We start from the raw sequence: 16938 nt of genomic DNA on the forward strand, positions 1-16938 counted from the left end.
GTCGTGGCCGGAACTACTGTGCGACCTGGTCGAAGATGTACGCCTTGGGCTGCTGCGCGGAGTGCGGGTGCTCCGCGCCGGCGTAGACCTTCAGCTTCTTGAGCTGCTCGCGACCGAGGGTGTTCTTCGGCAGCATGCCGCGGATCGCCTTCTCGACGGCGCGGGTGGGGTGCTTCTCGAGCATCTCCGGGTAGGAGGTCGCCGTCAGGCCGCCCGGGTAGCCCGAGTGACGGTAGTAGACCTTCTTCGCGAGCTTCGAGCCGGTCAGGGCGACCTTGTCGGCGTTCACGATGATGACGTAGTCACCCATGTCCATGTGCTGGGCGAAGGTGGCCTTGTGCTTGCCGCGCAGGAGCGCCGCGGCGTGGGTGGCGAGACGGCCGAGGACGACGTCGGTGGCGTCGATGACGATCCAGTCGTGCTGGACGTCTGCCGGCTTCGGTGAGAACGTGCGAGTCACAGGAGTGCTGCTTTCGTGTCGAGGTGAGGAGTCCGTGAATCCCACTCCGGTCGGGGTTCCCCGCGGCAGAAGCCGGCGGAACGCCCGGGTGGAGGGCTCATCTGACTGTCCGGCGCGCGTGGCGCACAGACCAAGGTGAGAGCCTAGCGGATCCGGGTCGCGTCGGTCAAACGCAGCCACTGACGGACGGGAGGCCCGTGACCGCCTGGCCACGGGCCTCCCGTCCGTCCTGCACTCGCGCCCACGGCGCGTGGTGACTACGCGGCGGCGGCTGCCGCCCTGCGGCGGCGCACGATCATGACGCCGGCACCCGCCGCGAGCAGCAGGAACGCGACCAGCGCTCCGGCACCGAGCCCGGAAGCACCCGTGAACGCGAGCTGTCCGTCCGCCGTGATCGTGATGGGGGTCCAGCCGATCAGGCTCCCGTCAGCAGCCGTCACCGCGAGCCGGTGCGCACCAGCGGGGGTGTCCGAGGGGATCGTCACCCGCACGGTGCCGTCGGCCGCGACCACCGCGGTCCCGATCAGCGTCGGGGTCGAGAACAGCCACACGTCGACCGTGTCACCGGCAGCCGCCGAGCCGACCGTCACCGTGATGGTCTCCCCCGCACGGGCCGTCGCCGGGGCGGACACCCCACCGCGGTTCGCCTCGGTCAGGAGCGACTCGGACGGCGCCGCCGGGCCAGCCGGCGGGGTGATCCCGTCGACCGGCGGCACCGGCGTCGGGGTCGGAGTCGGGGTCGGGGTCGGTGTCGGCGTCGGCACCGGGGTCGGGTCCGTCCCGGGGTCCGTGCCCGGGTCCGTCCCCGCGGCGTCGAGGTCGAAGCCGACCAGGATCGGGTCGTGGTCGCTCGCGCGGAACACGTCGTCGGTGTACAGGTCCGACGCGTTGTAGTTGTAGCGGCTGTACTCCAGGCCCACCGACTCGACCGAGTTGATGTTCCAGATGTCCACGCCCGTGACCGTCTCGGCAGCGGCGGGTGAGGCGAACACGTGGTCGAGCGACCCGCTCAGGCCGGAGAACACGTACGAGTACTCGGTGGCGTCGAGCGCCGGGCCGAGGTCGGTGTAGCCGGCGTCGTCGAGGACGACCACCGGGTCCTCCTTGCTGTAGGCGTTGAAGTCGCCGAGCATGAACACCTTGTCGGTGCCGTACTGCGCCTGCATGTCGGTGGAGAAGGTCACGAGGGCCTTCGCCTGCCGCACCCGGTCGGCGTTCGAGGCGCCCTGGCCGTCGCCCTGGTCGGCGTTCTCGCCGGTCCCGGAGCCCTTCGACTTGAAGTGGTTCGCGATCACCAGGAAGTCGTCGTCCGCGGTGCCACCGACCGGGCGGAACGCGTCCGCGACGGGCTGGCGGGCGTTCGTGAAGGCGTCGTCGAGCAGGATCGTGGACTCGCCGACGGGTGCGACGCGGTCCTGCTTGTAGATCAGGGCGAGGCGGATGACGTCCTCGCTCGCCGGCACGGTCGCGGGCGACTTCGCGTACGCCCAGGTCTCCTCGCCGGTGGCGGCGTTGAGCGCGTCGACGAGGGTGGCCACGGCGGCGTCGCGGTCCTGGCCGAAGCGGGCCGAGTTCTCGATCTCCTCGAGCGAGACGACGTCGGCGCCGAGGCCGTTGATCGCCTTGACGATCTTCACCTGCTGACGCAGGAAGTCCTCTTGCTCGGCAGCACCGCGGGCGTCGCAGCCGGAGTTGACCGTGACGGGGTCGCCCGCGCGGTCGGTGTAGTACGAGCAGCCGGTGAGCTGGTCGCCGGTGGTCGGGAAGTAGTTCAACACGTTGAACCCGGCGAGCTTGAGGTCGCCGCCGACGTCCTGCGGCTTCGCCTGCCGCACGGTCGAGAACGACGCGGGCAGGTCGGCTGCCGGGGTCGCGCCGGTGATCGGCGCGGTCGGCTGGAACTTCCACCCGCTGTTGCGGTAGTCGAGGACGACCGGCTGCGAGAACGTGGCGGTCGCGCCGACGGTGACCGGGCCCTGGGTGAGCCACGACACCGGGATGCCCTGGTTCGCCTTCGTCAGGAAGTTGGTGCTGGCACCGTCGTCGAGCGTCACCTTGCGCGCGGCGTTCGACGCCGCGACGGCCTTCGCCTCGGCGCTGCCCGGACGGCCGACCTCGGTCGGCTGGACGAGCCGGCCCGCACCGCTGGCGAGGACGACCTCGCCGTACTGGTTCGTCGTGTAGTTGTCGGCGACCGTGTAGGAGCCCTGCGGTGCGATGAGCATGCTCTCGAGCGACTCCCGCTGTGCGTCCGAGGACGGGAACGCGACCGCGGCGGGCTGCGGGGCGACGACGGTGTCGGCGAGCTTCTCGAAGGACGCCGCGCTCGACACCGTGAGCTCGGTCAGGCCGAAGTACTCGGAGACCGCTCCGGTGACGCGCACGTGGTCGCCCTCGGCCACCAGCCCGGCGGTCGCGGACGAGAAGACGAAGACGGCGTCCGAGGCCGTGTGGGTACCGAGGTCGATCGCGCCGCCGGTGCCCGGGGTCTGGATCGTGTAGCCGTTGAAGCCGCCGGACGCGTAGACCGCGGTGACGACGCCGTCGGTGGTGACGGTCTTGCCGGCGTAGGGCGAGGTGTCCGTGGTGCCCTGCAGCTGGGCGATGGTGACGGCCTCGGCGGGCGCGCCGGGGTCCGTCGGCTCCGTCGGGTCGGTGGGCTCGGTCGGGTCGGTCGGCGCGCTCGTCGCACCGGCGGCGTTCCGCGGCGTCAGGGTCGTCGTCACCGAGAAGTCCGCACCGTTGTCGTCGGTGTCCGTGGTGCCCTGACGCACGAGGCCGTTCGGCACGCCGTTCGCGCCCTCGACGGTGCGCACCGCGCCCTCGTACGTGTTCGAGGCGCCGTAGCCGAGCAGGTCGACGACGCCCGCGGTACCGGTCGGCACCGGGCCGGCGGCGAGCGCCAGCGGTGTGGCGGCGTTCGACAGCACGATCGTGCCCGTGGTGCCGGAGGGGTTCAGCGACGCGGTGTCGTCCGCCGTCGGCAGGTCCGCACCGACCGCGGTGGCCCCGCCGTTGCCGGCCATCGACACCAGGAAGGTGCCCTCCGCCGGGACCGTGCCCTCGAGCGCGCTCGTCGAGAAGGCGCCGGTGCTCGTCGCCGAGCGGTACTGCAGCGACCAACCGTCGAGTGAAACCGGGGCGTCGGTCGGGTTGCCGATCTCGATGAACTTCTGGTTGTAGAAGGCGCCGTTGCTGCCCGCCTTCAGGTAGGCCTCCTCGATGACGAGGGCGCTCCCCTCGGGGTTCGCGGTGGCGGCGGTGACGGTGACGAGCGGGGCGGCGAGGAGCGTCGCGGCAGCCGTGGCGCACAGCAGAGTGCGCCCGAGGAGGTTGGGCATGCCGGCACGCTACCGACCTGCGGAGTCCCTCAGGTTGCGTCGAGGTAAATGATTGCGCTCGGCAACATCAGGGACGGGTGCTCACTCGCGCCGCGCCCGCGTCTGCTCCGCCCGCCCGGCGAGCTCCCCGTCCGCCGGGTACCCGACCTCGGTCAGGGTCAGCCCCTTCGCCGGCGCGGTCTTGAACGCGCTCGTCCGCGTCTCGGCGACGCGGAGCTCCTCGAGCCGTTCCGGCCCGAACCGCCCCTCGCCGACGGCGATGGTCGCCCCCACCATCGCGCGCACCATCGAGTGACAGAACGCATCGGCCTGGAGGCGCGCCACCAGCACGCCGTCCGGCTCCCGGTCCCAACGGAACTCCTGCAACGTCCGGATGGTCGTCGCGCCCTCGCGCGGCTTGCAGAACGTCGCGAAGTCGTGCAGCCCGAGCAGCCGCAGCGCACCGCGCTCCATCGCTGCCGGGTCGAGGCTCGCCCCGTGCCAGACCGTGTGCCCGCGCCGACGTGGATCGCGCGGGGCGTCGGCGTCCGCGATCCGGTACTCGTACCGTCGCCAGAGCGGCGAGAACCGGGCGTCGAACCCGTCCGGCGCGAGCGAGGCCCGGGAGACGACGACGTCTCCCTCGGGTGCCGCGATGCCGTTCACGCGTTTGACGAGTCCGTCGAGCGGCGAGCGCCCCGAGCCGCGCTTGGCGCTGAGCGCGTCCCACTGCTCGGCGGACAGGTCGAGGTGCGCGACCTGTCCGGTGGCGTGCACGCCGGCGTCGGTGCGTCCGGCGACGGTGAGCAGTGGCGGCTCGCCCCACCGGGTGAAGACGGTGGCGAGCGCTGCCTCGAGCGCACCCTGCACGGTCCGCAGGCCGGGCTGCCGGGCCCACCCGGAGAACGCCGCCCCGTCGTACGCGATGTCCAGCCGCAGTCGCACCGTTTCGCTCACGTCCCCACGGTAGCCATGTCAGCGCCACGTCAGTGCCGCGTGAGCGCCCCGCGGCACCATCGTCCTCGACATCGACGAAAGGACATTTCGATGACCACGACACCGCTCGCGGTGGAGGCCTCCGGCCTCGTGAAGACCTTCGGGACGAACCGCGCAGTGGACGGTGTCGACCTCCGCGTGGAGGCCGGCACGGTCTACGGCGTGCTGGGTCCCAACGGCGCCGGCAAGACCACCACCATCTCCATGCTCGCGACCCTGCTCAAGGCCGAAGGCGGCGAGGCCCGGATCTTCGGGCACGACGTCCGGCGTGAGGCGCAGACGGTCCGCACCCTCATCGGAGTGACCGGTCAGTACGCCAGTGTCGACGAGACGCTCAGCGCGACCGAGAACCTGGTGGTCTTCGCGCGCCTGCTCGGGCTGTCCCGCGCCGACGCGAAGCGCAAGGCCGTGGAGCTGCTCGAGCGCTTCGGGCTGACCGAGGCCGCATCGCGCCCGCTCAAGAACTTCTCCGGTGGCATGCGTCGCCGGCTGGACCTGGCCGCGAGCCTCATCGCCCAGCCACCGCTGATCTTCCTCGACGAGCCGACCACGGGGCTCGACCCCCGGACCCGTGCGCAGATGTGGGACACCATCCGCGAGCTGGTGGCGACGGGGTCGACGGTGCTGCTGACGACGCAGTACCTGGACGAGGCGGACCAGCTCGCCGACCGCATCGCGGTGATCGACCACGGCAAGGTGGTCGCCGAGGGCACGAGCGACGAGCTGAAGGCCTCGATCGGGAGTTCGTCGCTGCAGCTCCGCCTGACCGATGTGCTCCGGCTCGACGCCGCGCGCACGATCGTGCGGAACACCCTCGGTGTCGACGCGGTGGCCAGCCCCGAGGGTTCGCGTCTCACCGCACCGATGTCGGACCCGGACCGTGTGACCGACCTGCTCGTGTCGTTCCGCGAGGCCGGCATCACCCTCGCCGAGATGAGCGTGCAGAAGCCCACCCTCGACGAGGTCTTCCTGACCATCACGGGTGCTCCGGCGACCACCGACGACGACACCGACAGCACTGACCGCGAACCCGCAGGGAGCATCGCATGACCACCATCACCACCCCCACGGGCACCGCTGCGCCCCGGGTCACCCCACGCCCGGGCGTCGGTGCGACCGGTCTCGGCGCCACCGTCCGGCAGTCGCTCACGATGGCGTACCGCGGCCTGATCAAGGTCCGGCGCACCCCGGAGCAGCTGTTCGACGTCACCCTGATGCCGATCATCTTCACCGTGATGTTCACGTACATCTTCGGTGGCGCGATCGCCGGTGACGTCGCGAGCTACCTGCCGATCATCATCCCCGGCATCCTCGTGCAGACGAACATCACGTCGTCGATCGTGACGGGCGTGCAGCTGCGCGAGGACATGGACAAGGGCGTCTTCGACCGCTTCAAGTCCCTGCCCATCGCCCGGATCGCCCCGCTCGCGGGTGCGTTGCTCGCCGACACCGTCCGGTACGCGATCGCCACCACGATCACCTTCACGGTCGGCATCATCATGGGCCTGCGTCCGGCCGGCGGCTTCGGCGCGGTCGTCCTGGCCGGGTTGCTGGTCATCGTCGTCGCCTGGGCGATCAGCTGGATCTTCGCCTACTTCGGCGTCGTCGCGCGGACGGCGTCGAGCGTCTCCGGCATCTCCAACATGGTGCTGTTCCCCCTCACGTTCCTGTCGAACGCGTTCGTGCCGGCGGACACCCTGCCGGACTGGTTGCGCTGGTTCTCCGAGGTCAACCCGATCTCGCACCTGATCACGGCGGTCCGCGACCTCGTGAACCACGGCACGGTGGGCGTCGACCTCTGGATCAGCCTGCTCGGCGCAGCCGTCGTCGTGGCGGTGTTCGCACCGCTGACGGTCCGCGCGTACATGCGGAAGGCCTGACGGGCGCCGTCAGCGCACGCGGAACCGCAGCTCCTCGAGCAGGAGCCGCGCCTGCGAGACGGCCTCGGCCCGGTTCGATCCGGCCGAGGCCGTCTCGGCGTCCGCCGGCACCGTGGCGCCGAGGGTGTCGGCCAGCACCTGCCGCATCCGTGCGTGTGCGAGCACGCCGAAGTCCTGCCGCGAACCGAGTCGGATCGCCAGCCCCCAGCACCGGGCGGCGTGCTCCCGCTGTCCGTCACGGGCGGCGGCGAGCGCCAACCCGAGCAGGGCCGTGCCGATCACGGGCAGGTCCAGCCACCACGGGTGGACGCGCAGCATCACGAGCGCACCGACGCGCAGGCGTCTCGCGACCGCCACGTCGTCGACCGGGAGGCCCGGGACGGCTCCGTCGGACCGGCGCACCGCCGCCTCGTCCCGCGCCGCGATCCGCGCCGAGCCCGCCATGAGCGTCCAGTGAGGTGTCTGCTTCCGCAGGGGCAGCACGGAGTCCCACGCGCGGGCGTACTCCGCCGCCGCGTCGTCGAGGGCTCCCTCCCAGCGCGAGCACTCCGCGCCGATCGCCATCGCGAGGACACCGATCTGCACCCGGTCCTCGTCGAACCCGCCGCGGGCCTCGACCGGCCGGTGCTGTAGGTCGTCGGCGACCTGCCGGGCACGGACGACGTCGCCGGTGCTCGCGGCGCAGAGCCCGACGGTCCAGCCGATCTCGTACAGGTCGTCGTCGGCCCCGAACCGTTCGAGCTGTTCGCGGGCGACCTCGGCGGAGCGCAGGGCGTCGGCGTGCCGGCCGGTCTGCGCCAGGAGCTGGGTCATCGTGACGGCGATCGACCCGGTGGTCCAGGCGTCGTCACTCGTGCGCGAGAGGGTCGCGGCGCGGGTCGCGTACCGCAGGGCGTCGGCGGACTCCCCGTCGTTCTCGGCGAGGGGCGCGCTGAGCATGTTCGCCAGGCAGGCGACACCCGGCTCCGGGTCGTCGCGGTAGCGGGCGAGCAGGGTGTGACCGTCGGCCGGTCGCCCCAGGGTGAGCAGCAGGGCCGCCTGGGCGTCGAGCACGGCGAACCCGGTGGTGCCGTCGCGCATCACCCGGCGCAGCGTCGACACCGCCAGGGCAGCGGTCCGCTTGTCACTGAACGCGGACGACCCGCCGGTGACCACGAGCCCGAGCACGGTCGCGGCACGGTCCTCGGCCACCGGTCCGGTCCGGCGCAGGACGGGGACGACCTCGGGGCCGAGTGCGACGACCTCGCCGTGCGCCCCGCGCAGCGACCAGTAGCCGCCGAGGGCCGCGAACAGGTGCGCGACCGCCGAGGTGTCGTCGGCCGCCAGGCTCCAGCGGAGCAGGGTGACGAGGTTGTCGGATTCGCGGGCGACCTCACGGAACCGGTCGAGCTGTGCGGCACCCGTGATCGTGAGCAGGTTGCGGTCGGCGGCGAAGTCACGCCCCCAGCCGATCATCGCCGTGCGGACGGCCTCGGTCGCACCGCGCGCCTTGAGCCGGGTGGCCCCGAACTCACGCACGGTCTCGAGCAGCCGGTACCGCACGGGCTCGCCCTCGTGCTCGACGAGCTGCACGAGCGACTGTTCCACGAGTTCGGCGAGGTCGTCGAGCGCGTCCGCCCGGCGGTCCGGAGCGGCGACGGCCTCGACCGCGTCGACCGCGAGCCCGTCCGGGAACAGTGCCAGACGCGTCAGCAGGTCCTGCGCCCCGTCGTCGAGCAGGCGCCAGCTCCACTCGATCACGGCGAGCAGGGTCCGGTGCCGCTCCGGAGCGCTCCGGTCGCCCCCACGCAGGAGCGCGAACCGGTCGTCCAGTCGGCGCTCGATCTCGTCGGCACTCATGCCGCGGATCCGAGCCGCCGCGAGTTCGATGGCCAGTGGCGAGCCGTCGAGCCGCGTGCAGATCCGGCGAACGGCGTCCACGGGCAGCACGGCTCCGGGTCGTGCGGCCCGCGCCCGCTCGGTGAACAACCGGACCGCGGCGCCGTCGGCCTCGACGGGCAGCGGTGCCAGGGGAGCCACGACCTCACCGGCGATGGCGAGCGGGGCGCGCGAGGTCGTCAGGATCCGCAGGGTGGGCACGGTCGCGAGCAGGTCCGCGGCGAAGGCGGCGACCTCGGCCACCAGGTGTTCGCAGTTGTCCAGGACGAGCACGGTGGGTCCGTCGGCGAGTGCTCGCACCACCCGGGTGCGCAGGTCTGCGGCGACGGCGTCCCGGAGCGACCGGGTGGACCGGAACTCGGCGATCCCGAGGAGTGCACCGAGTGCCGGCACGACGTCGTCGCCCGTGGCGAGCGGCGCCAGCTCGAACACGACGACGCCCTGCGTCGACGGCAGGCCGGCTGCGACCGCCTGTGCGAGGCGGGTCTTGCCCAGCCCACCCGCACCGAGGATGGTGACCAGCCGCCCGGTGGACAGCAGCTCCGCGACGGCGACGAGGTCCTCCTGCCTCCCGACCAACGTGTTCGGCGCGGCGCGCAGCCCGATGCGCCGGACGCTGCCCGTCGCGGGGCCGGACCGGCGCAGCAACTCGGCGTTGAGGCGGACCAGGTCGACCGAGGGATCGGCGCCGAGTTCGTCGGCGAGTCGGTCGCGGTGCGCCGCGAAGACGGCGATGGCCTGGCTCGTGCGGCCGGCCGCGGCGAGGGCGCGCATCGAGCCGGCGACCGCGACCTCGTCGTAGGGGTCGGCGGCGGCTTCGGCCGCCCAGAGTTCGGCGGCCTCGTCGGCGTGGCCCTCGTCGAGCAACGTGCCGCCGAGCGCCCTGCGGAGCGTGCGACGGATCGCTGCGGCACGGTCCGTGAGCGCGGCACCCAGGTCCCCCTCGACGTCGGCGCCCGGATCGCCGCGCCAGAGGTCGAGTGCGGCGCGGACCGCTGCCGGTCCCGCGACGCCCGTGGCACGCTCGGCGCGGGCGAGGTCGACGTCCTCGGGGTCGCCGCCCAACGCGTACCCGGTGCTCGTCGACACCACGAGGCCCTCCGCCACGCTCCGGCGCAGACGGGACACGAGCGTCTGCAGCGCCGCGCGGGCGCCCCGCGGCTGCGCGTCCGGCCAGAGTTCCTCGATCAGGGACTCGGTGGTCAGGGCGTGACCGCGCGCGAGCACCAGTGCCGTCAGGAACGACCGTGCGAGCGCGCCCGGCACCGCCGTCTGCTCGCCGTCCGCACCCGTCACCGTGACCGGTCCGAGGACGGCGATGCGGGGTGGGACGGTCACGGTGCGAGTCTACGGAGCACGGGTCGTGCCGGATCCCGTGTCAGCCGCGCGGACGGTGGAACGCCGACGGGCCGGTGCGGGTGTCGAGGTTGTCCGTCGCGCGGCGCTCGGACTCCACGATGCCCCGCAGTGCCACCAGCGCCGACGCCGTCACCGCGACGTGCGAGGGGTTCTCGCGCGAGGCGTCGAGCGCGTGCTCGAGCCGCTCGATCGCCTCGTCGCCCTCGTCCTCCGGGCAGTCCCCGCGGATGACGCATGCGAGCTGGCGGATCGCGGCGGCCAGCGGCTCCGTGAAGGCCGGGTCGGGCCGGCCGAGGTTCGAGGAGACCGGACCGGACCGCGCCACGAGCTCGGTGAGGTCGGTCGTGTACCAGGCGACGCGCTCCAACGCGCGGAACCTGGCGCCGTCCTGCTGCAGCCGCGCGCGGGACCCGCGGAGCGCCCCACGCGGGTTGATCTTCCGGCTCTCGTGGGCGACGGACACCCGCGCGCGCACGTCGGCGATCGCACGGTCGAGCTTGTCCTGCTGCCGGTTCCAGGCGTCCTCGTCCCGCTTACCGCTCTCCAGCACGTCCGCCAGGCCTTCCAGGTGCGCGGCCAGCACGGCGTTCACCTCGTCGATCCGGCGCTCCGCGTCCCAGAAGTGCAGCGGCGGGAACACCAGGAAGTTCACGAGCAGGCCGACGACCACGCCGATGCCCATCTGCACCAGGTACCCGAACGAGTAGCCCTCCGCGTTGGCCCCGCCGACGAGCAGCACGAACAACGCCGCCGTCGAGACCCAGGTGCTCCCCTCGCCGAGTACCCGGAATCCGCCGACGAGCACCCCGATGCCGACGGCCAGGGCCACGGCGAGGATCCCCGGGTCCCCCACGAGCATCGTGAAGCCCGCGACGGCGATGCCCAGCAGGATGCCGACGAGCGTCTGGATGCCGTTCCGCAGTCCGGCGTAGACCGTCGTCTGCATCGCGACGATCGCCCCGAGGGGTGCGTAGTACGGGTAGTCGGACGCGACCCCGGGCACGTGCCTGGCGATGACCCAGGCCAGTGCCGCGGCGCCGGCGGCCTTGGCTGCGTGCAGCAGTCGCGGCTGCGTGCCGGACGTGCGGCTCCACCGCCATGCGCGACGACCGACTCCCGCGATGTGTTGGAACTCCATGTGGTGACTCTCCCTGTCGGGCGGACACGCTACGGGGCGCCCACTGGGAAGGCGACGGTCCTGCGTTCTCCGGACGTCGGGGCGGCTGACGGCCCCTCCCGGACACGACGAAGCCCCCACGACCTGGGTCGCGGGGGCTTCGTCGTGGTGACGCGGGGGTGCTACTTGGCGTCGTCGCTCTTCTCGGCGGCGTCGGCCTCGACCTCGGCAGCAGCCTCGGTCTCGGTCTCCGACTCGACCGGAGCGGACTCCTCGGTGGTCTCGGTCTCCTCGACCGGGGCCTCCTCGGTGGTCTCGTCGGCGGCCGGCTCCTCGACCGGAGCGGCGGCGGCCGGAGCCGCGGTGCGCTTCACCGGCGCGGGCGTGCCCGAAACCGGCTCGAGGACGAGCTCGATCGACGCCAGCGGGGCGTTGTCGCCCTTGCGGAAGCCGAGCTTCGTGATGCGGGTGTAGCCGCCCTGACGGTCCTCGACCTGCGGGGCGATCTCCGTGAACAGCGTGTGCACGACGGACTTGTCGCGCAGGGTTGCGATGACCCGACGACGAGCGTGCAGGTCGCCGCGCTTCGCGAACGTGATGAGCCGCTCGGCGACCGGGCGGAGGCGCTTGGCCTTCGTCTCGGTGGTCGTGATGCGACCGTGCGTGAAGAGGGCGTTGGCGAGGTTGCTCAGGAGCAGGCGCTCGTGAGCGGGACCGCCACCGAGGCGGGGGCCCTTGGTGGGCTTCGGCATGTCAGTTCTCCAGTGGTGAAAGTGGTGCGCGCGGTGTCAGCGCGCTTGCGCGTGAGCGCGAGATCAGTTGTTGGACTCGTCCTCGTCGTACCCGCTGTAGAAGTGGGCGCCGTCGAATCCGGGGACGGTGTCCTTGAGGGACAGGCCGAGCTCGGTGAGCTTGTCCTTGACCTCGTCCACCGACTTCTGACCGAAGTTGCGGATGTTCATGAGCTGCGTCTCCGACAGGGCGACGAGCTCGGACACCGTGTTGATGCCCTCGCGCTTCAGGCAGTTGTAGCTGCGGACCGACAGGTCGAGGTCCTCGATCGGCGTCTGCAGCTCGTTCGAGAGGACGGCGTCGACCGGCGCGGGGCCGATCTCGATGCCCTCTGCGGCCGTGTTGAGCTCGCGGGCGAGCCCGAACAGCTCGACCAGCGTGCGACCGGCCGACGCGATGGCGTCACGCGGCGTGATCGCCGGCTTCGACTCGACGTCGACGACCAGGCGGTCGAAGTCCGTGCGCTCACCGGCACGCGTCGCCTCGACGCGGTAGGTGACCTTCAGGACCGGCGAGTAGATCGAGTCGATCGGGATCTGACCGGCCTCGGAGAACTCGGAACGGTTCTGCGTGGCCGAGACGTAGCCACGGCCACGCTCGATCGTGAGCTCGAGCTCGAACCGCGCGGTGTCGTTCAGGGTCGCGATGACGAGTTCCGGGTTGTGGATCTCGACGCCGGCCGGAGCGGAGATGTCCGCTGCGGTGACCTGACCGGCACCCTGCTTGCGCAGGTACGCGGTGATCGGCTCGTCGTGCTCGCTGGAGACGACGAGGCTCTTGATGTTGAGGATGATCTCGGTGACGTCTTCCTTCACACCGGGGACGGTGCTGAATTCGTGGAGGACACCGTCGATGCGGATGCTGGTGACAGCCGCGCCGGGGATCGAGGAGAGGAGCGTGCGGCGCAGCGAGTTGCCGAGGGTGTAACCGAAGCCCGGCTCGAGCGGCTCGATGACGAAGCGCGAGCGGTGCTCGGAGATCGACTCCTCGGTCAGGGTGGGGCGCTGTGCAATGAGCACTGTGGGATTCCTTTCGGCGAAGTGTCCGCTATATGACACTTGGCGGTACGACGGGGCCGCGTGGGCCCCGACGGGTCTGTTGAGTTGTGATCACGCGCACCGATGTGCGCGATCGAACGACCAGGAATGGCCGCGGGCCCTGCCCGACCCCGTCAGGGGACGAGCAGGGCGCGGCCGGTTGCTCCTCGCGTCAGACGCGACGACGCTTCGGCGGGCGGCAACCGTTGTGCGCCTGCGGAGTGACGTCGTTGATCGAGCCGACCTCGAGGCCAGCGGCCTGGAGCGAACGGATCGCGGTCTCGCGGCCCGAACCCGGACCCTTCACGAAGACGTCGACCTTCTTGACGCCGTGCTCCTGCGCCTGACGCGCAGCGGACTCGGCTGCGAGCTGCGCTGCGAACGGCGTCGACTTGCGCGAACCCTTGAAGCCCACGGCACCCGAGGACGCCCAGCTGAGGACGGCACCCGACGGGTCGGTGATGCTGACGATCGTGTTGTTGAACGTGCTCTTGATGTGGGCCTGGCCCACTGCGACGTTCTTCTTCTCCTTGCGGCGCGGCTTGCGCGCGGCAGTCTTGGGGGTAGCCATCGGGGTCTCCTATCGAGCCTTCTTCTTGCCTGCCACGGTGCGCTTCGGTCCCTTGCGGGTACGCGCGTTGGTCTTGGTGCGCTGACCGCGCACCGGGAGACCACGACGGTGGCGAAGACCCTCGTAGCTACCGATCTCGACCTTGCGGCGGATGTCGGCGGCCACCTCGCGGCGGAGGTCACCCTCCACCTTGAAGTTGCCCTCGATGAAGTCACGGAGGGCGACGAGCTGGTCGTCGGTCAGGTCCTTGACGCGGATGTCACCGGAGATACCGGTCTCGGCGAGTGCCTGGACCGCGCGGGTACGGCCGACGCCGTAGATGTACGTGAGTGCGATCTCCACGCGCTTCTCGCGCGGGATGTCGACGCCTGCTAGACGTGCCATGTGATGGCTGCTCCTGTTGTCGATGGAGGTGTGGAGCAGTACCGGTGCCCGGGCCTCCGACCCGAGGTGTCCCCCGGCCGTCGTGCGGCCGGGTTCTGGTACTGCGTTGTCGATCTTCAGTTGTGGGTCGTGCTCGAGCAGCCTGCTGTCCGAGGGACAGCGTCGGTGCCGGTCACGCGCCCGGGACTAGCCCTGGCGCTGCTTGTGACGCGGGTTGCTCTTGCAGATCACCATGACGCGGCCCTTGCGGCGGATCACTCGGCAGTGCTCGCACATGGGCTTGACGCTGGGGTTGACCTTCATTGTTCTTTCCTCGTGCTCGCTGGCTTCGTGCGCGGCAGGATTGCCGAGCCGTTCCTTTCCAGCTCGCGGATCACTTGTAGCGGTAGACGATCCGGCCGCGGGTCAGGTCGTACGGGCTCAGCTCCACGATCACGCGGTCCTCGGGGAGGATGCGGATGTAGTGCTGGCGCATCTTCCCGGAGATGTGCGCGAGGACCTTGTGTCCGTTCGTCAGCTCAACGCGGAACATCGCGTTGGGCAGAGCTTCGAGCACCGAGCCTTCGATCTCGATGACGCCGTCTTTCTTGGCCATAGCCTCACTGTCGCTTGGTTGTGGAACAGGTGTGATCCCCGAACCGGTCTGCGGGTCGGTCGCCACACCCGAGAGGGCATGACACACCAAAGATCGATCTTATGTGGTAAACCCGCAATTGCCAAGTGCAAGCACGGCACGCCCCCTCACCTGGGGCTTCCGGTCACGTGCCTGAGTGTTCCACAGTGGTTTGACGGCGCGCTCCGGGCCCGCGCTTGCGCCAGGACCGTAGCGTTGCTCCGCAGCCACGTCCGCCGCCGACGCACCCTGCGCGGACCACCGAACGGAGACCACGTGCCCGACGTCACCCGACGCCCCTTCGCCGCACACGGCAAGCTGGCCCGCCGCCGCGGCTGGACCACGCTCGTGACCGTCGTGGCCTCGGCGTTGGCCGTCGTGCTGGTGAGCGGGACGAGCGTCGCCGCCATCGCCGGCGCCCAGCTGGCGACCGCACCGCAGACCGTGCAGCTCAGCACCGACGACCAGAGCACCGCGAAGACCGCCGACATCACGGCGATCAAGGGTGGGGCGAACATCCTGCTCATCGGCAGCGACACCCGCGTGGGGCAGTTCGACTCCGACGAGGACGTCGAGGGTGCCCGCAACGACGTCACGATGCTCATCCACATCTCCCAGGACCACCAGCAGCTCACCGCGGTCAGCTTCCCCCGCGACCTGATGGTGCCGATCCCCGCGTGCACCAACCCCGCGACGGGCACCACGTACCCCGCGTCGACCTCCGCCATGTTCAACACGGCACTCGGCAACGGCGGCGTCTCATGCGTCGTCGACACCGTCGAGAACCTCACCGGTCTGAGCATCCCCTACGCCGGACTCATCACCTTCGACGGCGTGATCGAGATGTCGAACGCCCTGGGCGGCGTCGACGTCTGCGTCGCGGAGCCCATCGACGACACCTTCACCGGCCTGCACCTGACCGCCGGCTCGCACAACCTCGAGGGGTCGGACGCACTCGCGTTCCTGCGCACCCGTCACGGCGTCGGCGACGGCAGCGACCTCGCCCGGATCAGCTCGCAGCAGGTGTTCCTGTCGGCCCTGCTCCGCAAGGTCACGTCCGACGGGACGCTGTCGAACCCGATCACCCTCTACAAGCTCGCCGGCGCGGCCCTGTCGAACATGACACTGTCGGACGGTCTGGCGCAGACCCGAACCCTCGTCGGGCTCGCGTCGGCACTGCGCGGCATGAGCACCGCCAACATGCTCTTCGTGCAGTACCCCGTCGCCGACGACCCCGACGACAGCGCGCGCGTGATCGTCGACCAGGAGACCGCCCACACCCTCAACGTGGCGCTGCAGAACGACGTGAAGTCGTCGCTGAGCGACTCGAGCACCGGGCGCGCGTCCGAGGAGTCGCCGACCGCCGGGGGCACCGCGACGAGCACACCGTCGACCGGCACGACGCCGTCCGACGCGAGCTCGTCGTCCGCGTCGGGCGGCGCAGCGTCCGGTACGTCGTCCGCGCCGAGCTCGTCCGCCACCAGGACCGCGACGTCGACCCCGCTGCCGTCGTCGATCACCGGGCAGAGCGCCTCCGAGCAGACCTGCTCCGTCGGCAACTGACCGCCGGACGTGGCCGACGGCGCGGCGCGCCTGAGGCACTGGACGCACGCGCCTGCGCGCGGCGGCAGACGGGTCGGGAGCGAGCCGCGCCTCCAGGCCGTCACGACCGGGGCGGACGGGAGGCCCGACCTACGGGATCGGGACGGGCGTCACACCCAGCGGGGCCAGGCCCGCGGCGCCGCCGTCGGCGGCCGTGAGGACCCACACGCCGTCGGCGTGCACCGCGACGCTGTGCTCCCAGTGCGCGGCGTCCTGGCCGTCCGCGGTGCGGACCGTCCAGTCGTCGTCGTCCGTCGTGCTGTCGATCGACCCCGCCGTGACCATCGGCTCGATGGCGACCACCAGGCCGGGCTTCACCGCCGGACCGGCGCCGCGGACGCGGTAGTTGAAGACCGGAGGGTCCTCGTGCATGGACCGACCGATGCCGTGCCCCGTGTAGTCCTCGACGATGCCCCAGGAACCGGTCTCGTCGATGGCGTCCTCCACCGCAGAGCCGACCTCGTGCAGGTTCTTCGCGTGCGCGAGCGCTGCGATGCCGTGCCAGAGCGACCGCTCCGTGGTGTCGCTGAGGGTCTGCCGGGCGGCGGTGACGCTGGCGTCCCCTCCGGGGACGACCGTGGTGAACGCGCTGTCGCCGTTCCAGCCGTCGACCTCGGCGCCAGCGTCCACCGAGACGATGTCGCCGGGGGCGAGCACGCGGTCGCCGGGGATGCCGTGCACGATCTCGTCGTTGACGGAGACGCACAACGTGTGCCGGTAGCCGGGCACGAGCTGGAAGTTCGGGATCCCGCCGCCGGCGCGGATGGTCCGCTCGGCGATCTCGTCGAGCGCACCTGTCGTGATGCCGGGCCGGATCGCAGCACGCACGGCGTCGAGCGCCTCAGCGGTCAGCAGACCAGGCCGCACCATGGCGCGGAGCTCGTCGGGCGTCTTGTAGATCGAGGGCTTGCGGAAGCGGACCACGCCGG

The 16938-nt window shown here is 71.3% G+C and carries 15 protein-coding genes; 3 read left to right on the forward strand and 12 right to left on the reverse strand.

Features of this window, described 5'->3' with window-relative positions:
* Nucleotides 1-13: 13 nt before the first annotated feature.
* The 3 genes from rplM to truA form a co-directional block, all read right to left on the reverse strand.
* Complete coding sequence (gene rplM, locus ACGH48_RS17445; RefSeq protein WP_071259898.1) at nucleotides 14-460, reverse strand: 50S ribosomal protein L13; 447 nt, start codon at nucleotides 458-460, stop codon at nucleotides 14-16.
* Nucleotides 461-717: 257 nt separating this feature from the next.
* Complete coding sequence (locus ACGH48_RS17450; protein ID WP_396289534.1) at nucleotides 718-3801, reverse strand: ExeM/NucH family extracellular endonuclease; 3084 nt, start codon at nucleotides 3799-3801, stop codon at nucleotides 718-720.
* Nucleotides 3802-3882: 81 nt separating this feature from the next.
* A complete protein-coding gene (gene truA, locus ACGH48_RS17455; RefSeq protein WP_396289535.1) occupies nucleotides 3883-4737 on the reverse strand; it encodes a tRNA pseudouridine(38-40) synthase TruA in 855 nt (284 codons plus the stop codon).
* Between the two features lie 90 nt (nucleotides 4738-4827).
* Between truA and ACGH48_RS17460 the strand changes: the two genes are divergently transcribed.
* Both ACGH48_RS17460 and ACGH48_RS17465 read left to right on the forward strand, forming a co-directional pair.
* A complete protein-coding gene (locus ACGH48_RS17460) occupies nucleotides 4828-5826 on the forward strand; it encodes an ATP-binding cassette domain-containing protein (protein ID WP_396289537.1) in 999 nt (332 codons plus the stop codon).
* Complete coding sequence (locus ACGH48_RS17465; protein ID WP_396289538.1) at nucleotides 5823-6656, forward strand: ABC transporter permease; 834 nt, start codon at nucleotides 5823-5825, stop codon at nucleotides 6654-6656. Before ACGH48_RS17460 ends, ACGH48_RS17465 begins: the two co-directional genes overlap by 4 nt.
* A 9-nt stretch (nucleotides 6657-6665) precedes the next feature.
* Here the strand turns inward: ACGH48_RS17465 and ACGH48_RS17470 are convergent, their stop codons facing one another.
* The 8 genes from ACGH48_RS17470 to infA all read right to left on the reverse strand — a co-directional run bounded on the left by ACGH48_RS17470 (nucleotide 6666) and on the right by infA (nucleotide 14389).
* Nucleotides 6666-9872, reverse strand: a complete 3207-nt coding sequence (locus ACGH48_RS17470; RefSeq protein WP_396289539.1) for a BTAD domain-containing putative transcriptional regulator — start codon at nucleotides 9870-9872, stop codon at nucleotides 6666-6668.
* Between the two features lie 40 nt (nucleotides 9873-9912).
* Nucleotides 9913-11031, reverse strand: a complete 1119-nt coding sequence (locus ACGH48_RS17475) for an aromatic acid exporter family protein (RefSeq protein WP_123311752.1) — start codon at nucleotides 11029-11031, stop codon at nucleotides 9913-9915.
* Between the two features lie 161 nt (nucleotides 11032-11192).
* A complete protein-coding gene (rplQ, locus tag ACGH48_RS17480; protein WP_123311750.1) occupies nucleotides 11193-11762 on the reverse strand; it encodes a 50S ribosomal protein L17 in 570 nt (189 codons plus the stop codon).
* A gap of 63 nt (nucleotides 11763-11825) precedes the next feature.
* A complete protein-coding gene (locus tag ACGH48_RS17485) occupies nucleotides 11826-12821 on the reverse strand; it encodes a DNA-directed RNA polymerase subunit alpha (RefSeq protein WP_071259847.1) in 996 nt (331 codons plus the stop codon).
* Between the two features lie 190 nt (nucleotides 12822-13011).
* Complete coding sequence (rpsK, locus tag ACGH48_RS17490; protein WP_017885507.1) at nucleotides 13012-13410, reverse strand: 30S ribosomal protein S11; 399 nt, start codon at nucleotides 13408-13410, stop codon at nucleotides 13012-13014.
* 9 nt (nucleotides 13411-13419) lie between these two features.
* Nucleotides 13420-13794: a 30S ribosomal protein S13 gene (gene rpsM / locus ACGH48_RS17495; RefSeq protein WP_058728274.1), complete on the reverse strand. Its 375-nt coding sequence runs from the start codon at nucleotides 13792-13794 to the stop codon at nucleotides 13420-13422.
* A gap of 186 nt (nucleotides 13795-13980) precedes the next feature.
* Nucleotides 13981-14097 (reverse strand): 50S ribosomal protein L36, encoded by a 117-nt coding sequence (rpmJ, locus tag ACGH48_RS17500; RefSeq protein ID WP_071276701.1) that lies wholly within the window; start codon nucleotides 14095-14097, stop codon nucleotides 13981-13983.
* 70 nt (nucleotides 14098-14167) lie between these two features.
* Nucleotides 14168-14389 (reverse strand): translation initiation factor IF-1, encoded by a 222-nt coding sequence (gene infA / locus ACGH48_RS17505; protein ID WP_017885509.1) that lies wholly within the window; start codon nucleotides 14387-14389, stop codon nucleotides 14168-14170.
* Nucleotides 14390-14683: 294 nt separating this feature from the next.
* Between infA and ACGH48_RS17510 the strand changes: the two genes are divergently transcribed.
* The gene (locus ACGH48_RS17510) at nucleotides 14684-15970 is read left to right on the forward strand and encodes an LCP family protein (RefSeq protein WP_260232978.1); all 1287 of its coding nucleotides are present in this window, start codon (nucleotides 14684-14686) and stop codon (nucleotides 15968-15970) included.
* Nucleotides 15971-16099: 129 nt separating this feature from the next.
* On the opposite strand, the gene map is transcribed toward ACGH48_RS17510, so the two are convergent.
* Nucleotides 16100-16933: a type I methionyl aminopeptidase gene (map, locus tag ACGH48_RS17515; protein WP_396289541.1), complete on the reverse strand. Its 834-nt coding sequence runs from the start codon at nucleotides 16931-16933 to the stop codon at nucleotides 16100-16102.
* Nucleotides 16934-16938: the final 5 nt, after the last annotated feature.

It is taken from the genome of Curtobacterium pomorum (genome assembly GCF_044497295.1).
Lineage (GTDB): Bacteria > Actinomycetota > Actinomycetes > Actinomycetales > Microbacteriaceae > Curtobacterium.

Bases quoted from the DNA above. Each gene is read 5' to 3' on its own strand.
- ACGH48_RS17460 (WP_396289537.1), top strand. From the start codon at position 4,828: ATGACCACGACACCGCTCGCGGTGGAGGCCTCCGGCCTCGTGAAGACC.
- rplQ (WP_123311750.1), bottom strand. From the start codon at position 11,762: ATGCCGAAGCCCACCAAGGGCCCCCGCCTCGGTGGCGGTCCCGCTCAC.
- rpsM (WP_058728274.1), bottom strand. From the start codon at position 13,794: ATGGCACGTCTAGCAGGCGTCGACATCCCGCGCGAGAAGCGCGTGGAG.
- rpsK (WP_017885507.1), bottom strand. From the start codon at position 13,410: ATGGCTACCCCCAAGACTGCCGCGCGCAAGCCGCGCCGCAAGGAGAAG.
- ACGH48_RS17450 (WP_396289534.1), bottom strand. From the start codon at position 3,801: ATGCCCAACCTCCTCGGGCGCACTCTGCTGTGCGCCACGGCTGCCGCG.
- infA (WP_017885509.1), bottom strand. From the start codon at position 14,389: ATGGCCAAGAAAGACGGCGTCATCGAGATCGAAGGCTCGGTGCTCGAA.
- ACGH48_RS17475 (WP_123311752.1), bottom strand. From the start codon at position 11,031: ATGGAGTTCCAACACATCGCGGGAGTCGGTCGTCGCGCATGGCGGTGG.
- rpmJ (WP_071276701.1), bottom strand. From the start codon at position 14,097: ATGAAGGTCAACCCCAGCGTCAAGCCCATGTGCGAGCACTGCCGAGTG.
- ACGH48_RS17465 (WP_396289538.1), top strand. From the start codon at position 5,823: ATGACCACCATCACCACCCCCACGGGCACCGCTGCGCCCCGGGTCACC.